Source organism: Cloacibacterium sp. TD35, assembly GCF_028864635.1.
Taxonomy (GTDB): domain Bacteria; phylum Bacteroidota; class Bacteroidia; order Flavobacteriales; family Weeksellaceae; genus Cloacibacterium.
This window is the reverse complement of sequence record NZ_CP104850.1, coordinates 970906-992211: the sequence shown is the minus strand read 5'-3', so window position 1 is coordinate 992211 and position 21306 is coordinate 970906. Positions and strand designations below refer to the sequence as shown.

General features: G+C 34.0%; 34 protein-coding genes. 3 read left to right on the top strand and 31 right to left on the bottom strand.

Annotated features, from left to right (window positions below):
• Window positions 1-28: 28 nt before the first annotated feature.
• Window positions 29-943 (bottom strand): dimethylarginine dimethylaminohydrolase family protein, encoded by a 915-nt coding sequence (locus N7277_RS04540; protein ID WP_213189980.1) that lies wholly within the window; start codon window positions 941-943, stop codon window positions 29-31.
• A 191-nt stretch (window positions 944-1134) separates the two neighbouring features.
• Between N7277_RS04540 and N7277_RS04535 the strand changes: the two genes are divergently transcribed.
• Window positions 1135-1581 carry a hypothetical protein gene (locus N7277_RS04535; RefSeq protein ID WP_274780531.1) on the top strand — a complete coding sequence of 149 codons (447 nt, stop codon included), beginning with the start codon at window positions 1135-1137 and terminating at the stop codon, window positions 1579-1581.
• Window positions 1582-1677: 96 nt separating this feature from the next.
• Here the strand turns inward: N7277_RS04535 and N7277_RS04530 are convergent, their stop codons facing one another.
• Together N7277_RS04530 and eno are read right to left on the bottom strand one after the other, a co-directional pair.
• Window positions 1678-2964, bottom strand: a complete 1287-nt coding sequence (locus N7277_RS04530; RefSeq protein ID WP_274780530.1) for a citrate synthase — start codon at window positions 2962-2964, stop codon at window positions 1678-1680.
• Window positions 2965-3167: 203 nt separating this feature from the next.
• On the bottom strand, window positions 3168-4460 hold the full coding sequence (gene eno / locus N7277_RS04525; RefSeq protein ID WP_213196879.1) for a phosphopyruvate hydratase: 1293 nt from the start codon (window positions 4458-4460) through the stop codon (window positions 3168-3170).
• A gap of 203 nt (window positions 4461-4663) precedes the next feature.
• Between eno and N7277_RS04520 the strand changes: the two genes are divergently transcribed.
• Window positions 4664-5095, top strand: coding sequence for a DUF1655 domain-containing protein (locus tag N7277_RS04520; protein WP_274780529.1), 432 nt, complete (start codon window positions 4664-4666; stop codon window positions 5093-5095).
• A 59-nt stretch (window positions 5096-5154) separates the two neighbouring features.
• Here N7277_RS04520 and rplQ read toward each other — a convergent pair whose 3' ends face one another.
• The 28 genes from rplQ to rplC all read right to left on the bottom strand — a co-directional run bounded on the left by rplQ (window position 5155) and on the right by rplC (window position 18797).
• Entirely contained in the window at window positions 5155-5673 is a 519-nt protein-coding gene (rplQ, locus tag N7277_RS04515; protein WP_274780528.1) for a 50S ribosomal protein L17, read from the bottom strand.
• 9 nt (window positions 5674-5682) lie between these two features.
• Window positions 5683-6678 carry a DNA-directed RNA polymerase subunit alpha gene (locus tag N7277_RS04510; RefSeq protein ID WP_213196882.1) on the bottom strand — a complete coding sequence of 332 codons (996 nt, stop codon included), beginning with the start codon at window positions 6676-6678 and terminating at the stop codon, window positions 5683-5685.
• A 31-nt stretch (window positions 6679-6709) separates the two neighbouring features.
• Entirely contained in the window at window positions 6710-7318 is a 609-nt protein-coding gene (gene rpsD / locus N7277_RS04505; RefSeq protein WP_213190001.1) for a 30S ribosomal protein S4, read from the bottom strand.
• Window positions 7319-7336: 18 nt separating this feature from the next.
• A complete protein-coding gene (rpsK, locus tag N7277_RS04500; RefSeq protein ID WP_069800926.1) occupies window positions 7337-7726 on the bottom strand; it encodes a 30S ribosomal protein S11 in 390 nt (129 codons plus the stop codon).
• Between the two features lie 16 nt (window positions 7727-7742).
• Window positions 7743-8120, bottom strand: coding sequence for a 30S ribosomal protein S13 (rpsM, locus tag N7277_RS04495; RefSeq protein WP_274780527.1), 378 nt, complete (start codon window positions 8118-8120; stop codon window positions 7743-7745).
• A 9-nt stretch (window positions 8121-8129) separates the two neighbouring features.
• Window positions 8130-8246: a type B 50S ribosomal protein L36 gene (gene ykgO / locus N7277_RS04490; protein WP_004917354.1), complete on the bottom strand. Its 117-nt coding sequence runs from the start codon at window positions 8244-8246 to the stop codon at window positions 8130-8132.
• Between the two features lie 11 nt (window positions 8247-8257).
• On the bottom strand, window positions 8258-8473 hold the full coding sequence (gene infA, locus N7277_RS04485; protein WP_004917349.1) for a translation initiation factor IF-1: 216 nt from the start codon (window positions 8471-8473) through the stop codon (window positions 8258-8260).
• 9 nt (window positions 8474-8482) lie between these two features.
• On the bottom strand, window positions 8483-9862 hold the full coding sequence (gene secY / locus N7277_RS04480) for a preprotein translocase subunit SecY (RefSeq protein WP_069800922.1): 1380 nt from the start codon (window positions 9860-9862) through the stop codon (window positions 8483-8485).
• Window positions 9863-9871: 9 nt separating this feature from the next.
• Window positions 9872-10318 (bottom strand): 50S ribosomal protein L15, encoded by a 447-nt coding sequence (gene rplO / locus N7277_RS04475; RefSeq protein WP_213190004.1) that lies wholly within the window; start codon window positions 10316-10318, stop codon window positions 9872-9874.
• Window positions 10319-10333: 15 nt separating this feature from the next.
• Window positions 10334-10513: a 50S ribosomal protein L30 gene (gene rpmD / locus N7277_RS04470; protein ID WP_069800918.1), complete on the bottom strand. Its 180-nt coding sequence runs from the start codon at window positions 10511-10513 to the stop codon at window positions 10334-10336.
• An 11-nt stretch (window positions 10514-10524) separates the two neighbouring features.
• Window positions 10525-11046, bottom strand: coding sequence for a 30S ribosomal protein S5 (rpsE, locus tag N7277_RS04465; RefSeq protein ID WP_069800916.1), 522 nt, complete (start codon window positions 11044-11046; stop codon window positions 10525-10527).
• A gap of 13 nt (window positions 11047-11059) precedes the next feature.
• A complete protein-coding gene (gene rplR / locus N7277_RS04460) occupies window positions 11060-11413 on the bottom strand; it encodes a 50S ribosomal protein L18 (RefSeq protein WP_274780526.1) in 354 nt (117 codons plus the stop codon).
• Between the two features lie 11 nt (window positions 11414-11424).
• Window positions 11425-11970, bottom strand: coding sequence for a 50S ribosomal protein L6 (gene rplF / locus N7277_RS04455; RefSeq protein ID WP_274780525.1), 546 nt, complete (start codon window positions 11968-11970; stop codon window positions 11425-11427).
• Between the two features lie 19 nt (window positions 11971-11989).
• Window positions 11990-12388 (bottom strand): 30S ribosomal protein S8, encoded by a 399-nt coding sequence (rpsH, locus tag N7277_RS04450; RefSeq protein WP_069800910.1) that lies wholly within the window; start codon window positions 12386-12388, stop codon window positions 11990-11992.
• Window positions 12389-12498: 110 nt separating this feature from the next.
• Complete coding sequence (gene rpsN, locus N7277_RS04445) at window positions 12499-12768, bottom strand: 30S ribosomal protein S14 (RefSeq protein ID WP_069800908.1); 270 nt, start codon at window positions 12766-12768, stop codon at window positions 12499-12501.
• Between the two features lie 3 nt (window positions 12769-12771).
• On the bottom strand, window positions 12772-13323 hold the full coding sequence (rplE, locus tag N7277_RS04440; RefSeq protein ID WP_069800905.1) for a 50S ribosomal protein L5: 552 nt from the start codon (window positions 13321-13323) through the stop codon (window positions 12772-12774).
• Window positions 13324-13325: 2 nt separating this feature from the next.
• Window positions 13326-13646 (bottom strand): 50S ribosomal protein L24, encoded by a 321-nt coding sequence (gene rplX, locus N7277_RS04435; protein ID WP_274780524.1) that lies wholly within the window; start codon window positions 13644-13646, stop codon window positions 13326-13328.
• 20 nt (window positions 13647-13666) lie between these two features.
• On the bottom strand, window positions 13667-14035 hold the full coding sequence (gene rplN, locus N7277_RS04430) for a 50S ribosomal protein L14 (protein WP_069800901.1): 369 nt from the start codon (window positions 14033-14035) through the stop codon (window positions 13667-13669).
• Window positions 14035-14292 carry a 30S ribosomal protein S17 gene (rpsQ, locus tag N7277_RS04425; protein WP_104793860.1) on the bottom strand — a complete coding sequence of 86 codons (258 nt, stop codon included), beginning with the start codon at window positions 14290-14292 and terminating at the stop codon, window positions 14035-14037. Before rpsQ ends, rplN begins: the two co-directional genes overlap by 1 nt.
• A 9-nt stretch (window positions 14293-14301) precedes the next feature.
• Window positions 14302-14487, bottom strand: a complete 186-nt coding sequence (gene rpmC, locus N7277_RS04420; protein ID WP_069800897.1) for a 50S ribosomal protein L29 — start codon at window positions 14485-14487, stop codon at window positions 14302-14304.
• Window positions 14488-14497: 10 nt separating this feature from the next.
• Window positions 14498-14923, bottom strand: a complete 426-nt coding sequence (gene rplP / locus N7277_RS04415) for a 50S ribosomal protein L16 (RefSeq protein ID WP_069800895.1) — start codon at window positions 14921-14923, stop codon at window positions 14498-14500.
• A gap of 96 nt (window positions 14924-15019) precedes the next feature.
• Window positions 15020-15715 (bottom strand): 30S ribosomal protein S3, encoded by a 696-nt coding sequence (gene rpsC / locus N7277_RS04410; protein WP_069800893.1) that lies wholly within the window; start codon window positions 15713-15715, stop codon window positions 15020-15022.
• 8 nt (window positions 15716-15723) lie between these two features.
• Window positions 15724-16128, bottom strand: coding sequence for a 50S ribosomal protein L22 (rplV, locus tag N7277_RS04405; RefSeq protein ID WP_274780523.1), 405 nt, complete (start codon window positions 16126-16128; stop codon window positions 15724-15726).
• Between the two features lie 2 nt (window positions 16129-16130).
• Window positions 16131-16409: a 30S ribosomal protein S19 gene (gene rpsS / locus N7277_RS04400; RefSeq protein WP_069800889.1), complete on the bottom strand. Its 279-nt coding sequence runs from the start codon at window positions 16407-16409 to the stop codon at window positions 16131-16133.
• Window positions 16410-16411: 2 nt separating this feature from the next.
• Window positions 16412-17233, bottom strand: coding sequence for a 50S ribosomal protein L2 (gene rplB, locus N7277_RS04395; RefSeq protein WP_069800887.1), 822 nt, complete (start codon window positions 17231-17233; stop codon window positions 16412-16414).
• Between the two features lie 23 nt (window positions 17234-17256).
• Window positions 17257-17547, bottom strand: coding sequence for a 50S ribosomal protein L23 (gene rplW, locus N7277_RS04390; protein ID WP_274780522.1), 291 nt, complete (start codon window positions 17545-17547; stop codon window positions 17257-17259).
• A 3-nt stretch (window positions 17548-17550) separates the two neighbouring features.
• Window positions 17551-18180: a 50S ribosomal protein L4 gene (gene rplD / locus N7277_RS04385; RefSeq protein ID WP_274780521.1), complete on the bottom strand. Its 630-nt coding sequence runs from the start codon at window positions 18178-18180 to the stop codon at window positions 17551-17553.
• On the bottom strand, window positions 18171-18797 hold the full coding sequence (gene rplC / locus N7277_RS04380) for a 50S ribosomal protein L3 (protein ID WP_104793859.1): 627 nt from the start codon (window positions 18795-18797) through the stop codon (window positions 18171-18173). Before rplC ends, rplD begins: the two co-directional genes overlap by 10 nt.
• A gap of 392 nt (window positions 18798-19189) precedes the next feature.
• On the opposite strand from rplC, the gene pta reads away from it, so the two are divergent.
• On the top strand, window positions 19190-21277 hold the full coding sequence (gene pta, locus N7277_RS04375; RefSeq protein ID WP_274780520.1) for a phosphate acetyltransferase: 2088 nt from the start codon (window positions 19190-19192) through the stop codon (window positions 21275-21277).
• Window positions 21278-21306: the final 29 nt, after the last annotated feature.

Below are 21306 nucleotides of genomic sequence, written 5' to 3'. Positions count from 1 at the left end.
CCTTTTTATTTTGATCAAAATAATCTAATTATTCTCTAACCAAAGGCATGGTAGAACATCTGAGCAAACCGCCCATTTTAGAAATTTCACGATACGGAATTTCTTCTACCGTAAAACCCCATTCATTTCTCAGAAAGTCATTCATTCTGGTAAAAGTTTCGTCTGAAACCACTACTTCTGGTGAAATAGAGAAAATATTAGGATTCATCTCGAACATTTCTTCTGGTGTAATATGGAAACAGTTTTCTTCCCCGAAAATATCTATGATGAGTTGGTAATCACTTTCGTCTACAAACCCGTCTTTGTATATAATACATTTGTCTTTTCCGATAGGGTTAAACGTGCAGTCTAAGTGCAAAACACCTTGATACGGAACCTTGTCATTTTTCTTAAGGTCAAGGTCTATGATGCGTTTTTTCGGGAAATATTCTTTCAGAATTTCTATAGCATATTCATTGGTTCTGGCCGTTTTATAATTTCTGTAATCTTCGGAGAAACAAGTTCCCACAAAGAGAAAATCATCCCAAACAATTACATCTCCTCCTTCTATATGAGCGGTTTCGGGTAGATTGATGATTTTGCGCCATTCTACTTTTTCAAAAATTTTGCGATAGGCTTCTTGTTCATCTGCTCTATCTTTGATTACGTTTGAGATAATCATTTTATCTTCGATAACGAAGGCTACATCTCTCGCAAAAACCTGATTGTAATCTTTGATAATATTCGGTCTGAAAACTTCCACATCATATTTTTTGAGCACTTTTTCGAAGGCAGTCATTTCTGCGATGATGTCTTCTTCTTTAGGATAAATGCCATTTTCTATGGAGTAATATGATTTAGCATCATAACTTTCTTCTAAAGTAGGAACTGGGCCAATAGATTTTGGTTGACCGAGCACTACTGATTTTAATCTGCCTGTTTCGTTTTTTATATTGAGCTTCATAAATAATTTCTGCTTAAAGCAAATATAAATAAAGGTTTTGAAGTAAAGAAATTTTTATAAAAAATCAGGAGGGTTTTGATTTTTGAGCGTTTTTATTTGTTTTATAAATTTTTATACATTTGAGTATAATGATGTAAGCCACTTTATAGAATTCGAACATTCGCTGAAACATTTACAAAACTATATATAAAATGAAAAAACGACTTTTATTTCTAATATTTTTTTCAAGCTTCTTTTCTTTTCAAGCTCAACAAAATCTGTCTGAAATTAAAAAAGAACTTTTAATAAATTTAAAAACAATACAAAAAAATTATGAAAATAAAACTTTGGATAATCAACAAATTTTAGATTTTTTTTGTGAAAATTTCTATTGCTCTGTTTGTGAAAATAATTCTATGGAATCAACAATTAAGTTTCAAGAAATTAACAACTATTTACAAGATATAATTCCTATTATAAATTATAAAAATTTGAGAAAAAGTAATATCATTTATGATTCTGAAAATAATCAATATACTTTAGGATATCAAACTGCGAAGCCAAATCCTAAAACAGATTTTGAAGGCGCTAGTGCAATATTACATTTTAAACCAAAAAATGGGAAATTAAAATTTTGTGGAATTTTAGTTATTCCATAAAATTAAATTTACACTATTTTCAAATATACTTCTCCTTTATAAAAAACAAAAACCTCCCAAAATTTGAGAGGTTTTCTTTTTATAATTTTATTAAAATTATCTGTTTGCCATATCAATGTAGTCACGTTTTGGAGCACCTTGATACACTTGTCTCGGTCTACCAATTGGGTCACCGTGAAGACGCATTTCTTTCCACTGAGAAATCCATCCTGGTAAACGTCCTAATGCGAACATTACCGTAAACATTTCTGTAGGAATTCCTAATGCTCTGTAGATAATACCAGAATAGAAATCTACGTTTGGATATAGTTTTCTTTCTACGAAGTAATCATCTTCTAGTGCTACTCTTTCTAATTGCATTGCAATGTCTAGAGCTTTGTCTTGAATTCCTAGTTTGTTTAAGATATCGTCTGCAGCTTTTTTGATGATTTTAGCTCTTGGGTCGAAGTTTTTGTAAACTCTATGTCCGAATCCCATTAATCTGAAGCTGTCTTCTTTATCTTTAGCTTTTTTCACATATTTAGCAACATCTCCACCATCTTTTTCAATCATTTCTAGCATTTCGATTACTGCTTGGTTTGCCCCACCGTGAAGTGGCCCCCATAATGCAGAAACTCCCGCAGAAATAGACGCAAATAAACCAGTGTGAGCAGAACCTACCATTCTTACTGTAGAAGTAGAACAGTTTTGTTCGTGATCTGCGTGTAGAATTAATAATTTATCTAACGCATTTACTACTACTGGATCTATTTCGAATTCTTCATATGGTCTTCTGAAAGCCATTTTGTAGAAATTCTCTACATAGTTTAGACTGTTATCCCCGTGATTAAGAGGGAAGCCATTTGTTTTTCTATAAGTCCAAGCACATAGATGAGCGAACTTAGCTAGTAATAATTCTGCAGCATGGTCCATTTCTTCTTTAGATTTTACGTCTACAGCTTTAGGATTAAATGCTGTAAGCGCAGAAGTAAGTGTTGAAAGTACTCCCATAGGGTGCGCAGAACGTGGGAAAGCATCAAGAATTTTTTTCATTTCTTCTGCTACGAAGTTGTAATTCTTAATGTTATTCTCGAATTGGTTAAACTGAGAAGCGTTTGGTAATTCACCGTGAAGCAATAAGTACATTACCTCAGTAAAATTAGATTTCTCAGCAATTTGCTCTATAGGATAGCCTCTGTAGAAAAGTTCTCCTAAATCGCCATCTAAGTATGTAATATCACTTAAAGTAGCGCCAGTATTTTTATAGCCTAAGTCTAAGGTAATAAGTCCGGTTTGATCTCTCAACTTAGAAATATCAATCCCTCTATCACCAATTGTGCTTTCTACGATAGGATACTCATAAGAATTTCCGTCGTAATTGAGTATAACTTTATTATCTGACATGTTTTAGAATATATTTTCAGTAAAAATACGAAAAAAAGAATTTTAGAGAAAACTTTCTGTTATGCAAACCTATTTATTTTTACTATATCAGCAATAAACTTGCTAAATTAATATAGGTATTGTTTTTAAAAATAAATTTAGTATATGGGATTCATAAAAAAACCTCCTAAAGTAAGAGGTTTTTCAGATTTATGTGAGATAAATTATCTTTTAATTTTAAAAGCATCTAATCCTGGGAAAATAGCATTTTCGCCTAGAGCTTCCTCGATTCTTAATAATTGGTTATACTTAGCCATTCTATCAGAACGAGAAGCAGAACCTGTTTTAATCTGGCCACAGTTGCAAGCTACTGCTAAATCAGCAATAGTAGCATCTTCAGTTTCACCAGATCTGTGAGACATTACAGATGTATACTTATTATGCTGAGCCATTTGTACCGCAGCTAAAGTTTCAGATAATGAACCAATTTGGTTTACTTTAACCAAGATAGAGTTAGCGATATTTTCTTTAACTCCTCTAGAAAGTCTTTCTACGTTTGTTACAAATAAATCGTCTCCTACTAATTGTACTCTATCACCAATTTTATCAGTTAACATTTTCCAACCTTCCCAGTCATTTTCTTGCATACCATCTTCAATAGAGATAATTGGATATTTGTTTACCAATTCTGCTAAGTAAGAAACCTGTTCGCTGCTCGTAAATTGTGCAGAATCTGGAGTTTGGAATTTTCTATAATCGTAGATTCCATCTTTGTAGAATTCTGAAGAAGCACAGTCTAGTGCAATCATTACATCATCACCTGGTTTATAACCTGCTTTTTCGATTGCTTTTAGTAAAGTATCTAAAGCGTCTTCAGTTCCTTTGAAAGTTGGTGCGAAACCACCTTCGTCACCTACTGCTGTAGATAGACCTCTATCATGAAGAATAGATTTAAGATTATGGAAAATTTCAGTTCCTTTTCTAAGTGCGTGAGAGAAAGAATCTGCTTTTACTGGCATAATCATAAATTCTTGGAATGCAATTGGTGCATCTGAGTGAGAACCACCATTAATTACATTCATCATCGGCACAGGAAGTGTATTAGCATTTACACCACCAATATATTTGTAAAGAGGTTGTCTTAATTCAGCAGCAGCAGCTTTAGCAGCAGCTAAAGAAACTCCTAAAATAGCATTAGCCCCTAAATTTCCTTTATTATTTGTACCATCTAAGTCAATCATAATTTGATCGATAAGATTTTGGTCAAAAACTGGAAGTCCTACTAATTCTGGAGCGATTACTTCTTTTACATTTTCTACGGCCTTCAATACGCCTTTCCCCATATATTCTGAACCGCCATCGCGCAATTCTACTGCTTCGTGTTCTCCGGTAGAAGCACCAGAAGGAACAGCTGCACGTCCCATTGCACCGCTTTCGGTAAATACATCAACTTCTACAGTTGGATTTCCTCTAGAATCCAAAATTTGTCTTGCTTCAATAAATGAAATGTAACTCATATTATTCTATTTTAAAGTTTCTATTGTAGGGCTTCTCTTTCAAAAAAATGAAGACCAGCTCTTTTCTTATTTTTTGCATTGCAAATTTACGCATAATTTAGCAATGTGAGTTCATGATTTTTGTAGGGTATTTTTTGTATTTTTAAAACATAAAATCCTTCAAATTTTATTTAAAGATACTTATTAATTTTTAAAAAATTGCAATGAAAAAATCTTTTAACTATATCTTAATATTAGTCTTCATAGGTGTTATCAGCTGTGATAAAGAAAACAAAACTGCCATAGAAAAGCAAGTAAAAGTAATCAAAACAATAGATGCTAATGGAGAAAGCAAAACAGATTCTATAATTTTAGAAAAAACCAATTTAGAGGACAAGATTACCAAAACCGAAAATAAAATTGAAAAACAGGAGTACGTTTATCGTGCTTTTGATGGAACAGAAGCCAGTGTAACTTTTACTACGGGAACTAAGGAAGGTAACTTTATACTTATTGAAAGAAATAAACTCAAGATAGAATTGCCTCAAATCGAAAGTGATATTTATGAAAAAGATGGCATAAAGGCAATATCTAAAGGTGATTTACTAACCATTACCCAAAACGGACAAATTTTCGAGTTAAATCGTAAAAAATAAGCATAAAAAAAAACCATTCAGAAATCTGAATGGTTTTTTATTTATAGAAATTCTGAGAATTATTCTTCAGTTTTTTCTTCAGTAGCTTCAGCTTTTGGCTCTTCTACTACAGCAGTTTCTTCTACCACTGGAGCAGCTACTACAGCAGCAGCTTCTTTCTTAGTAGATCTTCTGCTTCTTCTAGTTGCTTTTTTCTCTTCAGCATTAGGATTGTAAAGTTCATTGAAATCTACAAGCTCGATTAATGCAGTATCTGCAGCATCACCAGGTCTGAAACCAGTCTTGATGATTCTAGTATAACCACCATTTCTGGTAGCAATTTTAGGAGCTACAGTTCTGAAAAGTTCTGCAACCGCTTCTTTACTTTGTAAGTAAGAGAAAGCAATTCTTCTGTTGTGCGTAGTATCTTCTTTAGCTTTAGTTAAGATAGGTTCTACGTATACTCTTAAAGCTTTAGCTTTAGCAACAGTAGTATTTATTCTTTTATGTTCAATTAGTGAGCATGCCATATTAGAAAGCAAAGCGCTTCTGTGAGAGGCTGTTCTACCTAAGTGATTGAATTTTTTTCCGTGTCTCATTGTTAAGGATTATTTATCAGCGTCTAACTTATATTTTGCAACATCAAACCCGAAGTTTAGTCCTTTTGAGTGAACAAGTTCTTCAAGTTCTGTCAATGATTTCTTACCGAAATTTCTGAATTTCATCAAATCAGACTTACTATAAGAAACTAGTTCACCTAGAGTTTCTACTTCAGCTGCTTTTAGACAGTTAAGAGCTCTCACAGAAAGATCCATATCTGCTAATTTAGACTTAAGTAATTGTCTTGTGTGAAGGGTTTCTTCATCGTATTGGATTGATGCTTTTACAGCTTCAGTTTCTAGAGTGATTCTCTCATCAGAGAATAACATAAAGTGATAAATTAATATCTTAGAAGCTTCAGTTAAAGCATTTTGAGGGGTGATAGAACCATCCGTCTCAATGTCTAATACAAGTTTTTCGTAGTCTGTTTTTTGCTCTACACGATAGTTTTCAATGCTATATTGAACTTTCTTAATAGGAGTAAAGATAGAGTCAATTGCAATCGTTCCTATAGGTGCATTGTTAGATTTGTTTTGTTCTGAAGGAACATAACCTCTTCCTTTATCGATGTTGAAATTCATTTCGAAAGACACCTCTTTTGTCAAGTTGCAGATTACTAAGTCTGGATTAAGTACCTCGAAGTTATTCATCGAGCTAGCAAAATCACCTGCAGTGATCACTTCTTTACCAGAAATTTTCACACTTACTTGTTCTGCTGATGCGTTTTCTACTTTTGCTTTAAGTCTTAATTGCTTAAGGTTAAGGATGATTTCAGTAACATCTTCTATTACACCTGGAATTGTTGAAAATTCGTGCTCTACTCCTTCTATTTTGATAGATGTGATAGCATATCCTTCTAGAGAAGAAAGTAAAACTCTTCTCAAAGCATTACCGATAGTAAGTCCGAATCCTGGCTCTAGTGGTCTAAATTCGAATTGACCTTTGAAATCCGTAGAATTAAGTAGAATTACTTTGTCGGGTTTTATGAATTGTAAAATTGCCATAATATTGGGTTGAGCAAAAATTTGATTAAAATTATTTAGAGTATAATTCGACGATTAGCTGTTCTTTGATATCTTCAGGGATCTGAATTCTTTCAGGAGCTGAGATAAAAGTACCTTCTTTCTTTTCGTCGTTAAATTGTAACCATTCATAAGATGATTTAGAAGCTAATGAATCAGCAATTACTTCTAGAGATTTAGATTTTTCTCTAATCGCGATTACGTCACCTGCTTTTAATAAATATGAAGGGATGTTTACAATTTCTCCGTTTACTGTTACGTGTCTGTGAGAAACTAACTGTCTAGCACCAGCTCTGGTTTTAGAAAAACCTAATCTGTATACTACGTTATCTAATCTAGATTCACATAATTGTAAAAGAACCTCACCTGTAACGCCTTTGCTTCTGTGCGCTTTATCGAAAAGGTTTGCAAATTGTCTTTCTAAGATACCGTAAGTATATTTAGCTTTTTGTTTTTCAGCTAACTGTACTGCATATTCAGATTTTTTAGCACCTCTTCTTTTGTTAGGTCCGTGTTGTCCTGGTGGTTGGTTTTTTCTTTTTTCGAAACTTTTATCGTCTCCATAAATTGCAGCACCAAATTTACGTGCAATTTTAGTTTTTGGTCCAATATATCTTGCCATAGGTTAAATTTCTAAAAATTAAACTCTTCTTCTTTTAGGTGGTCTACATCCATTGTGTGGCATAGGAGTCACGTCAATGATTTCTGAAACTTCAATTCCTGAATTGTGAATAGATCTGATTGCAGATTCTCTACCTGCACCTGGACCTTTCACAAACACCTTTACTCTTCTTAAACCAGCTTCATAAGCTACTGAAGAGCAATTTTCTGCAGCCATTTGAGCTGCGAATGGAGTATTCTTTTTAGAACCTCTGAATCCCATTTTACCGGCAGAAGACCAAGAAATTACTTCTCCGTTTTTGTTTGTCAAAGAAATAATAATATTATTGAAAGAAGCTTGGATATGTGCTTCACCAATTGCTTCTACTTTTACTTTTCTTTTTTTAACTACTTTAGTTTGTTTTGCCATAATTCTAATCTAAAGATTATTTACTTGCTTTTTTCTTGTTAGCAACTGTTTTTCTCTTTCCTTTACGGGTTCTAGAATTGTTTTTCGTTCTTTGGCCTCTTAAAGGTAATCCCAGTCTGTGACGTATTCCTCGTTGGCAACCTATGTCCATCAATCTCTTGATGTTCAATTGCACTTCAGAACGTAATTCACCTTCTACTTTAATGTTTTCAGTGATGTAATTTCTGATTGCAGCCAATTCATCGTCATTCCATTCGTTGACTTTCTTGTCTTCGCTGATACCGGCATGTTTAAGGATTTCAGAAGCTGTGCTTCTACCAATTCCATAAATGTAAGTTAAACCGATAACGCCTCTTTTGTTTTTTGGTAAATCAATACCTGAAATTCTCGCCATAATTTAATTTTAGCCTTGTCTTTGTTTAAATTTTGGGTTCTTCTTGTTAATAATGTACAATCTGCCTTTTCTTCTTACGATTTTGCAATCTGCACTTCTTTTTTTAATTGATGCTCTAACTTTCATTAGTATTTAATTTAATATCTAAATGTTATTCTTCCTTTTGATAAATCATAAGGAGAGAGTTCTAATTTTACCTTGTCTCCTGGTAAAAGTTTTATGTAATGCATTCTCATTTTCCCTGAAATATGAGCGATGAGAACATGCCCATTTTCCAGTTCCACACGGAACATGGCGTTAGATAGTGCTTCCACTATAACGCCATCTTGTTCTATATGTTTTTGTTTTGCCATAGATGTTTTTTATAAGTTTGATGTTCTAGATAATTTAGATTGCATCAATCCATCATAGTGATGGTTCAACAAATACGTGTTGATTTGCTGAACTGTATCTAAAATTACTCCTACCATGATCAATAAAGAAGTTCCTCCGAAAAAATGGGAGAATCCTTCAGTCTGAACAAAGCCTCCATGCACTAAAGCTGGAAGGATTGCAAAGATAGATAAAAAAAACGCACCTGGCAAGGTTATTTTAGATAAAATATCATCTAAGTAATTTGCAGTCTCTTGTCCTGGTCTTACTTTCGGTATTAAACCTCCATTTCTCTTTAAGTCATCTGCCATTTGATTCACTGGAATAGTGATGGCTGTATAGAAGTAAGAGAAGATGATAATTAAAATTACTAATAATACATTATACTGCCAGCTGAATGGATTTTTAAATCCTGCTAAGAAAGTATTGGTATCATCGAATTTAGTTAACAAACCTGGAACAAACATTAATGCTTGTGCGAAAATTAGTGGCATTACTCCAGATGCATTTACTTTTAGAGGAATCCATTGTCTTGCTCCTTGTAATAAATTTCTGTTTGAACCACCTGTTGCGTGAGCTCTACTTACATACTGAATAGGAATTTTTCTTACTGCTACTGATAGTACAATTGCTAATAAGATTACTACCAACCAGAATAAAACTTCGATTAGAATCATGATGCTTCCTAAACCTCCGTTTCCTGTTTGAGTAGTAAATTCTTGTAAAAATGCAGTTGGTAAACCTGCTAGAATCCCTACCATGATTAAGATAGAAATCCCGTTACCAATGCCTTTATCTGTAATTTTTTCTCCTAACCACATTGCAAAGATAGAACCTGCAACTAATATCACTACACTTGGAACATAAAATGCAATAGATTGCGGATCAATATAATACGCAGATCTAAATTGTTCGTAAGGTAAAAAAACCTGTGTAATAGTACCTAGGTAAAATGGTGCTTGTACGAGACAAACACCTATTGTTAACCATCTTGTAATTTGATTTAAGGTTTTTCTACCACTTTCACCATCTTTCTGAAGTTTCTGTAAATAAGGAATTGCCATTCCCATAAGCTGCACAATAATAGATGCAGAAATGTACGGCATGATTCCTAGAGCCATGATTGAAGCATGACTGAAAGCCCCTCCAGTAAATGATGATAATAGACCTAATAGACCTGCAGCTTGTTTACCGCCACCTTGTTTTTGAAAATGATCTAATAAATTTCCTACTTCTGCCATGTTAATAGCTGGTAGAGAAATATAAGAAGCAAATCTATATACTAGAATCAAAGAAAGAGTGACAATAATCTTGTCCCTCAATTCTTGTAAACTCCAGATGTTTTTAAGTGTTTGAATAAAACCTTTCATTTGTTTTTATTAAAGAGTGATCGCTTTACCTCCTGCTTTAGAGATTGCCTCTTCAGCAGATTTAGTGAATTTGTTAGCAGAAATAGAAACAGAAGATTTAAGTTCTCCTCTACCCATAATTTTCACTAATTCATTTTTAGAAGATAAACCATTTTCTACCAATACTTCTTTAGTAACTTCAGAAAGATTTTTAGCGTCTACTAATGCTTGAATAGTATCTAGATTAATAGCTCTGTATTCTTTTCTGTTAATGTTATTAAATCCGAATTTTGGTAATCTTCTTTGTAAAGGCATCTGACCACCTTCAAAACCTATTTTCTGTGAGTAACCAGCTCTTGATTTTTGACCTTTGTGACCTTTTGTAGATGTACCACCTTTGCCACTACCTTGTCCTCTACCTACTCTTTTTGAATTATGAGTAGCTCCAGATGCTGGTTGAATATTATTTAAATTCATTTTGTTAAAATTTAATTAGTTTTCCTGTACTTCTACTAAATGTCTCACTGCAGCTACCATACCTAAGATAGATGGAGTAGCTTCGTGTTCTACAACTTGGTTTAATTTTTTAAGACCAAGAGCTACTAAAGTATCTTTTTGTACTTTAGGTCTTTTGATAGCACTTCTTACTTGTTTGATTTTAATTGTTGCCATGATATAAAAAATTAACCGTTAAACACTTTAGTTAAAGAAATTCCTCTCATTCTTGCAATTTCTTCTGGTCTTCTGATATCTAACAATGCTTTGAAAGTTGCCTTTACCACATTGTGAGGGTTAGAAGAACCTTTAGATTTTGAAAGTACATCATGTACTCCTGCAGATTCTAGTACCGCTCTTACCGCACCTCCTGCGATTAATCCTGTACCGTGAGAAGCTGGTCTTAAGAAGATATCAGCACCACCGTATCTAGCAGAAGTTTGGTGAGGGATTGTATGATTCATTACAGGAACTTTCACTAAATTTTTCTTAGCATCTTCTACTGCTTTAGCAATAGCAGAAGCAACTTCTTTAGATTTACCTAAACCGAAACCGATTACACCGTCTTCATTACCTACTACTACGATTGCAGAAAATCCGAAAGCTCTACCTCCTTTGGTTACTTTAGTTACTCTGTTTACGGCAACTAGACGATCTTTAAGTTCTAGACCACCTGGTTTTACTCTTTCTATATTATCTAATCCTAACATAATTTTTTAATTTTTAAAATTTCAAACCACCTTCTCTAGCACCGTCTGCAAGAGCTTTTACTCTACCGTGATATACGAAACCGTTTCTATCAAAAACTACTTTTTCAAATCCAGCAGCTATAGCTTTTTCAGCAATTTTCTTACCTACTGCAGTTGCAACTTCAGTTTTAGTTCCATTAGCATCTACTCCTTTCTCTCTAGAAGAAGCAGCTACTAAAGTTTTACCTTCTTTATCGTCAATTAATTGAGCGTAGATTTCTTTGTTACTCTTGTAAACAGAAAGTCTTGGCGCTGAAGAAGTTCCAGAGATTTTGCCTCTTACTCTTCTTTTAATTCTATCTCTTTTTTGTACTTTTGTTAATGCCATTGTCTTAATTTTTAAGCAGATTTACCAGCTTTACGTCTAATTATTTCACCAACGAATTTCACACCTTTACCTTTGTATGGTTCTGGTTTTCTGAATGAGCGAATTTTAGCAGCCACCATTCCCAATAATTGTTTGTCATAAGAAGACAAAGTGATGATTGGGTTTTTACCTTTTTCTGTTAAAGTATCTACTGTGATTTCTTTTGGAAGTTCTAGTACGATACCGTGAGAGAAACCTAGAGCTAATTCTAGTTTTTGACCAGAGTGAGATGCTCTATAACCTACCCCTACTAATTCTAATTTTTTTGTGAAACCTTCTGAGGTTCCTACCACCATATTATTGATTAACGCTCTGTAAAGACCGTGTAATGCTTTATGATTTTTAGCTTCAGATGGTCTACTTACAGTGATTTTACCATCTTCTTGCTCAAGAGTAATTCCGCCTGTAATTTCTTGAGAAAGTTCTCCTTTAGGACCTTTCACAGTTACTACATTATCGTTTACAGTAACTGTAACACCTGCAGGAATTTCTATAATTGATTTACCAATTCTTGACATTTCTTCCTAATTTTTACAATTAATAAACATAGCAGATTACTTCGCCACCTACTTTTTCTTCTCTGGCTTTCTTATCAGTCATTACTCCCTTAGAAGTAGAGATGATAGCTACACCTAAACCGTTTAATACTCTTGGTAATTCTTCTGTACCAGCGTATTTTCTCAAACCTGGTCTAGAAGCTCTTTGGATAGACTTAATAGCCGGTTTGTTAGTTTGCTTATCATATTTCAAAGCGATTTTGATAGTCCCTTGAACAGCGTTATCTTCAAACTTGTAGTTTAAGATGTAACCTTGATCAAATAAGATTTTCGTAATCTCCTTTTTGATTTTTGATGCAGGAATTTCCACCACTTTGTGGCCTGCGCTTTGTGCGTTCCTTACTCTAGTTAGGAAATCTGAAATTGGATCTGTTACCATTTTTTTATTTTAAATTATTATTGGTGAATGATATTCAGTATTGCAGATGGCTTTTAATTTTGAGGCTAAAAGCCATAAGCAACTTAAATATCTTGATTAAAAACTAATTGTTACCAACTTGCTTTTTTAACTCCCGGGATAAGACCATTGTTAGCCATTTCTCTGAAAGTAACTCTCGAAATACCGAAAGTTCTCATGTAACCTCTTGGTCTTCCTGTTAATTTACATCTGTTGTGTAATCTTACAGGAGAAGCGTTTTTAGGTAATTTCTGAAGTGCTTCATAATCACCTGCTTCTTTTAGGGCAGCTCTTTTAGCAGCATATTTAGCAACTAGTGCTTCTCTTTTGCGCTCACGCGCTTTCATTGATTCTTTTGCCATTTCTTAGTTCTTTTTAAACGGTAAACCGAAATGAGTTAATAATGCTTTTGCTTCTTTGTCAGTTTTAGCAGTAGTAACGAAAGTGATGTCCATCCCTTGGATTTTTTTCACTTTGTCGATCACGATTTCTGGGAAGATAATTTGCTCAGTAATCCCTAAGTTGTAATTACCTCTACCATCGAAACCATCGGCTTTGATACCGTTAAAATCTCTAATTCTTGGTAAAGCAGATGAAGTAAGTCTATCTAAAAATTCGTACATTTTTTCTGCTCTAAGCGTTACTCTTGCACCAACTGGCATACCTTTTCTTAATTTGAAAGCTGCCTCGTCTTTTTTAGATAAAGTTCCTACTGCTTTTTGACCAGTGATAGCTGTAAGTTCTTCTACTGCATAGTCTACGATTTTTTTGTCTGCAGTTGCAGCACCTAAACCTTGAGACACAACAATTTTTTCTAATTTAGGTACTTGCATGATAGATTTGTACCCAAATTCTTCCATCATTGCTGGAACAATTTTTTCTGTATATAATTTTTTGGGTCTTGCTACGTATTCCATAATTAGATTTCTTTACCTGTTGTTTTAGCAATTCTTACTTTTTTATCACCTTCTACTTTATATGCTACTTTTGTAGCTTTTCCGTTTGCATCTACAAGAGATACGTTAGAAATATTAATAGATGCTTCTTTTTCTACGATTCCGCCTTGAGGATTTGCTGCAGATGGTTTTACGTGTTTTTTAACAACGTTTACTCCTGCTACGATAACTCTAGCATCAGCGTTTTCTTTTCTAATCACTTCTAGAACTTCACCTTTACTACCTTTGTTTTTACCAGTAGTAACGATTACGTTATCTCCTCTTTTTATTTTAACTTTTGCCATTTTTTCTAAAATTTTTAAAATTATAATACTTCAGGAGCTAATGAAATGATTTTCATATATTCTTTGTCTCTCAATTCACGAGCAACTGGTCCGAAAACACGAGTTCCTCTCATTTCTCCAGCAGCGTTTAGAAGAACGCAAGCATTGTCGTCAAATTTGATGTAAGATCCATCTTTTCTTCTAACTGCTTTTTTAGTTCTTACGATAACTGCTTTAGATACTTGTCCTTTTTTTGCATTTCCTGATGGAGTAGAATCTTTGATAGTAACTACGATTTTATCACCTACAGAAGCATATCTTCTTCTAGTTCCGCCTAGAACTCTGATTACTAGTACTTCTTTTGCACCAGTGTTATCAGCAACTTTTAATCTTGATTCGGTTTGTAACATTACTTAGCTCTTTCAATTATACTTACTAATCTCCATCTTTTATTTTTACTCAAAGGTCTAGTTTCTTGGATTAGAACTTTATCCCCTTCGTTGCACTCATTGTTTTCATCGTGAGCGGTATATTTTTTCGTCTTTAATACGAATTTACCGTACATTGGATGTTTCATTCTCATCGTTTCACTAACTACAATGGTTTTTTCCATTTTATTGCTAGAAACGATTCCGATTCTTTCTTTTCTTAAATTTCTTTCCATGATAAAATGAAATTATTGTTTGTTAGTTAACTCAGTTTCAAGTCTTGCGATTGTTCTTCTTAAATCTCTGATTTGAATAGGATTTTCAATCGGGCTAATTCTGTGCGCTAATTTCATTTTGGTGTAATCAGCTTTAAGAGCAGCTAATTGATTTTTAATATCTCCTGCGCTTAGATTTTTGATGTCAGCTTTTTTCATTTTTCAAAGATTATTGAGGTTGAACAAAATCGTTAGCTACTACAAATTTGGTAACTATTGGAAGTTTCTGAGCTGCAAGTCTTAACGCCTCTTTAGCTATTTCATAAGGAACTCCACCTACTTCAAACATAATTTTACCAGGTTTTACTACAGCTACCCAATATTCTACAGCACCTTTACCTTTACCCATCCTTACTTCGGCTGGTTTTTTAGTAATAGGCTTATCTGGGAATATTTTAATCCATAGTTGACCTTCTCTTTTCATATATCTTGTAGCAGCGATACGCGCAGCTTCAATTTGTCTTGCAGTGATCCAAGCACCGTCTATAGCTTTAATTCCGAAAGTTCCATACGCTAATTGAGATCCTCTTTGCGCATTTCCCTTCATTTTCATTTTATGAACACGACGGAATTTCGTTCTTTTTGGTTGTAACATGTTTTCTAATTTAGATTTTAGATTTCAGATTTTAGATTTTAGATTTTAAAAAAGTAACGGTAATTTAAAAAACAAAATTTCAATCTAAAATTTTAATTATTTTCTGTCTCTTTTTTTACCAGCTGGTGCTTTTTTCTGTTGACCAACAAGTGGAGATAATTCTCTCTTGCCGTACACTTCACCTTTCATGATCCAAACTTTCACTCCTAGCTTACCGTACTGAGTAAGTGCTTCACCAATGTGATAATCGATATCTGCTCTGAAAGTAGACAATGGGATTCTTCCTTCTTTGAAAGATTCTGATCTTGCCATTTCAGCTCCGTTTAATCTACCAGAGATTTGAACTTTGATACCTTCTGCACCCATTCTCATAGTGCTGGTCATAGCCATTTTAACAGCTCTTCTGTAAGAGATTCTGTTTTCTATTTGCTTAGCAATACTTTCTGCAACTAGAATTGCGTCTAGTTCTGGTCTTTTGATTTCGAAGATATTGATTTGGATGTCTTTATCAGTAATCTTTTTCAATTCTTCTTTTAGTTTATCAACTTCTTGACCACCTTTACCGATGATAAGACCTGGTCTTGCAGTAGTGATTGTTACTGTTACTAATTTTAGGGTTCTCTCGATATAGATTCTAGAGATACCACCTTTAGATAATCTAGCTTCAAGGTATCTTCTGATTTTGTAGTCTTCTGCGATTCTGTCTCCATAATCGTTTCCACCAAACCAGTTAGAATCCCATCCTCTGATGATTCCTAATCTATTACCAATTGGATTTGTCTTCTGTCCCATACCTTTGATTATTGATTATCTTGTTTGTTACCTAATACTAATGTTACGTGATTAGATCTTTTTCTAATTCTGTAACCTCTACCTTGTGGTGCAGGTCTTAATCTCTTAAGTTGTCTTGCACTATCCACATAAATTTCTTTTACAAAAAGATTAGCAGCTTCTATGTCAGCACCTTCGTTTTTAGATTGCCAGTTAGCAATAGCTGAAAGTAAAAGTTTTTCTAACTTGTTAGAAGCATCTTTTTTAGAATATTTAAGGATATATAGGGCTTTATCTACGTTTTCTCCACGGATGATATCAGCAACGAGTCTCATTTTTCTTGGAGAAGACGGACAATTGTTTAATGAAGCTTTTACAACATCTTTGTTAGCTTCTTTTCTTGCGATTGCGCTATCTTGTTTTCTTGATCCCATGATTATCTGCTACCTTTATTTTTGTTACCAGAGTGTCCTCTGAAAGATCTCGTTGGAGAAAATTCGCCTAACTTATGTCCTACCATGTTTTCAGTTACATAAACTGGGATAAAAGATTTCCCGTTGTGTACTGCGATAGTTTGACCTACCATGTCTGGAGAAATCATTGATGCTCTAGACCATGTTTTGATAACTGTCTTCTTATTTTGTTCTATGTTTGCCTGAACCTTCTTTTCTAAATGATGTGCGATGAAAGGTCCTTTCTTAAGTGATCTTGCCATAATTATTTTCTTTTAGATACGATGTAACGGTTAGACACTTTGTTTTTCTTTCTAGTCTTGTAACCTTTAGCTGGTTTACCGTTTCTAGATCTTGGGTGACCACCAGAAGATCTACCTTCACCACCTCCCATTGGGTGATCTACAGGGTTCATAGCTACAGCTCTTGTTCTTGGTCTCTTACCTAACCATCTGCTTCTACCTGCTTTACCAGAAACGGTAAGTTGGTGATCTGAGTTAGATACTGAGCCAATCATAGCCATACATTCTACTAAAATCATTCTAGATTCTCCTGAAGGCAATTTAATGATTGCATATTTACCATCTCTAGAAGTTAATTGCGCAGAAGAACCTGCACTTCTAGCAAGGATTGCACCTTGTCCTGGTCTTAGTTCGATGCAAGAGATAACAGTACCTAATGGTATGTTTTTCAATTTCATTGCATTTCCTACTTCAGGTTCTACATTATCTCCAGAAACTACAGTTTGACCTACTTTAATACCGTTTGGAGCAACGATGTATCTCTTTTCTCCATCAGTGTATTCTACTAAAGCGATAAATGCAGTTCTGTTTGGATCATACTCCACAGATAAAACAGTAGCAGCTACATCAAACTTATTTCTTTTGAAATCGATGATTCTGTACTTTTTCTTGTGTCCACCTCCGGTATAACGCATGGTCATTTTACCAGTGTTATTTCTACCTCCTTTTTTAGAAAGTCCTACAGTTAGAGACTTCTCAGGTTTGTTGGTAGTAATTTCTTCAAAATTGTTTACAATTCTGAATCTCTGTCCTGGGGTGATAGGTTTTAATTTTCTAACAGACATTACTATTAATTATATAAAAATTATTAATTTGTTGCAAAAATATCAATGGTTTCACCTTCTACAAGTTGAACCAAAGCTTTCTTCAATTTATTGGTTTTACCAACTTGAAGTCCTTTTTTAGTGTATTTCGCAGAAACTTTAGGAGCATAAATCATTGTTCTTACGTCTTCTACCTTTACACTATAAGCAGCTTCTACAGCTTGTTTGATTTGGATTTTATTAGCTTTAGTATCTACTAAAAACGTATAAACTCCGCTCAATTCTGATTGGCTGTTTGCTTTTTCTGAAATGATTGGTTTAATGATAACTGACATGACTTATTTTCTTAAATTTTCTTGAAATTTTTCTACAGCACCTTCGAAGAATACTACTTCACCTGCATTAACTAGATCATAAGAAGAAATCTCATTATAAGTTAATACTTTTACTTTCGGTAAGTTTCTTGAAGATAAATATACGTTCTTGTTTGTTTCAGCAAGCACGAATAATGCTTTTTTGCCTTCCAAACCTAATGCATTAAATACATTGATGAAATCTTTAGTTTTAGGAGCAGCAAATGTTACTTCTTCTAATACTTTAATAGAGTTTTCTCTCATTTTTTGAGAAAGAACAGATTTCTTAGCTAATCTTTTTAATGCTTTATTTAATTTGAATCTGTAATCTCTTGGCTTAGGACCGAATACTCTACCCCCACCTTTGAAAGTTGGAGATTTAATATCACCATATCTAGCCGAACCAGATCCTTTTTGTTTTTTAAGTTTTCTAGTAGAAGCATTAATTTCGCTTCTTTCTTTAGACTTATGAGTTCCTTGTCTTTGAGCAGCAAGGTATTGTTTCACTTCTAAGTAAACCGCGTGCTGATTTGGCTCAATTCCGAAGATCGCTTCGTCTAGTTGCACTTTTCTTCCGGTTTCTTTTCCTGATGTATTTAATACTACTAGTTCCATTTCTTGATAATTACATAAGAATTTTTAGCTCCCGGAACAGCACCTTTTACTACTAAAAGATTTTGTTCTGTATCTACTTTTAACACTTGAAGGTTTTGAACAGTCACCTGTTTTCCTCCCATTCTACCAGCCATTCTAAGTCCTTTGAAAACTCTAGAAGGGTCAGAACCCGCACCGATTGAACCTGGAGCTCTTAATCTGTTGTGCTGACCGTGGGTAGCTTGCATTACACCACCAAAGTTATGTCTTTTAACAACCCCTTGGAAACCTTTACCTTTAGAAGTACCTGTTACGTCTACATATTCACCTTCGTTGAACATGTCTACGATTATTTGATCTCCTACTTTCACTTCGTGTTCGAATTCATTTCTGAATTCCACGATTTTCGCCTTTGGCGTAGAACCAGCCTTTTTGAAATGACCAGCTAACGCTTTAGATACGTTCTTCTCACTCTTGTCATCGAAACCTAGTTGCACCGCTTTGTAACCGTCAACTTCTTCGGTTCTGACCTGTAAAACCGCGCATGGACCAGCTTGAATAACTGTACAAGGAATGTTTTTCCCTTCTTCGTTAAACAAAGATGTCATGCCGATTTTTTTACCAATAATACCTGACATTATTAATATATATACTTAAATTGTTTATTATAACTCCCTATTTTAGAGGAATTTAGTAATATCTACGTCTGAAATAGGCATACTTTTTCCCTAAAATGAGTGTGCAAATGTAAGAATATTTTTTGAACTGACAAACAGTAAGTTAAAATTATTTTCTATTTTAATCCATTCATGTTCAGTCACTCGTGAAACCATAAGTCGATATTTATTCTATAATAAATATTAACTAAAATATGATGTTTGTAATTAGGAAACGGAAGTCCTTTTTATGGTTGTATTTTTGCTATAAATTTAAAATAGCTGTCAAATCGCATGTTTTTCGACACTTAATTTACTTTCATAACCGTTTTGAAAGCCGTATTTTTGCAAAATAAATTTAATCCTTTCTAAAAATGAATCATTCAGTTTATGTAATCACTTCATCTGCACAAAGCGGAAAATCTATTGTAAGTCTCGGATTAATGCAAATGCTGAAACGCACCACACCTAATGTGGCGTTTTTTAAGCCTCTTATTGAAAACAAAAATGTAGTAGACAATCATATAGATACTATTTTATCTCACTTTAATGTCAACATGAATTATGAGGATGCTTACTCATATTCTAGAAGTGAGTTTACCGAACATCAAAATCAAGGAAAAATAAATGAGGTTTATGATACCATCATTGAGAAATATAAAAAATTAGAAAATGAATTTGATTTTGTATTGGTAGAAGGAAGTGATTTTACAGAAGAAGGTTCTGTTTTTGAAATAGATTTCAATGGTTCTATTGCAAAGAATTTAGGAATCCCTGTTCTACTTGTTATTAAAGACGGTTTCGAAACAGTTTCTGAATTGGTAAATAATGTGATTGCAGAAGTAAATTCTTTCTTAGAAAAAGATGTAAATGTGATAGGGGTAATTGTCAATCGTTGCGAGAAAGAACAAAGCGAAGTTCAAAAACTCATCAACAAAGAGATAAAAAAAGGAATTTTCGTAGCAGTTATTCCAAACAATCCAGAATTAGGAAAGCCTTCTATTCATGAAATTATCAATCATATAAAAGGACACGTTTTATTTGGAAAAGAAAAGCTAGACAATATTGCTAAAACCACAGTTATTGGAGCAATGCAGTTAGGAAATTTCTTGCCTAGAATTACACCAGACAGCCTTTGTATTATGCCTGGAGACAGAAGCGACCTTATCGTAGGAACATCTTTGGCAAATATTTCACCAAAATACCCTAATATTTCTGGCATTGTTTTAACAGGTGGGTTCACACCAGAAAGATCTATCATAAAACTAATGCTAGATAATCAAAAACCAATTCCTATCATTACAACGAATCTGGGAACTTTTGAAACAGCAACTGCAATTTCTAGAATTAAACCGAAAATTTACGCCAAAAATAAATCAAAAATAAAATTAAGTATTGACTTGTTTGAAAGTTCTGTAGACGTAGAAGAACTCAACACCAAAATAAACTCTGTGAAAACAGAAAGCCTCACCCCGAGAATGTTCCAATACAATCTCTTGAGCAATGCTAAAAAAATTCAAAAGCACATTGTTTTACCAGAGGGCAATGACGATAGAATTCTAACCGCTGCATCTCAAATTGCAAATGATAAAGTGGCAAAAATTACCATTTTAGGAGACCCAGAAAAAGTAAAATCTAGAGTAGCGCAACTCGGATTAAGCTGGGACGAAAGTAGAATTTCTATCGTAGACCCTCACTCCAGTGAATTCTATGATGAATACGCCAATACTTTATACGAATTAAGAAAATCAAAAGGTTTAGAGCTTGCTTCTGCTCAAGATTTAATGCTAGACGCTTCTTACTATGGTACCATGATGGTTTACAAAGGTCATGCAGACGGAATGGTTTCTGGAGCAGTAAATACTACAGCTCACACCATAAAACCAGCTTTACAATTCGTAAAAACAAAACCTGGCTTCAATACCGTTTCATCAGTATTTTTCATGTTACTAGATGACAGAGTTTTAGTATATGGAGATTGTGCAATAGTCCCTAATCCTAACCCTGAACAATTAGCAGAAATTGCGATTTCTTCGGCAGATTCTGCCAAAACATTTGGTATAGAAACGCCTAAAGTGGCGATGCTTTCTTATTCTTCTGGAACATCTGGAAGCGGCCAAGAAGTAGAAAAGGTGAGAAAAGCTACAGAAATTGTAAAATCACTTCGTCCTGATATTTTAGTAGAAGGACCAATTCAATATGATGCTGCGGTAGACCCAATAGTTGGTAAAAGCAAATTACCAAACTCACCAGTTGCAGGACAAGCCAATGTTCTTATTTTCCCAGATTTAAATACAGGTAACAATACTTATAAAGCTGTGCAAAGAGAAACTGGCGCATTAGCAGTTGGCCCAATGTTACAAGGTTTAAACAAACCAATTAACGATTTAAGTCGTGGTGCTACTATTGAAGATATTTACAACACCGTAATTATTACCGCTATCCAATCGACCAACAATTAATTTTTAAAACTTCAAAAAAATAAAAATCA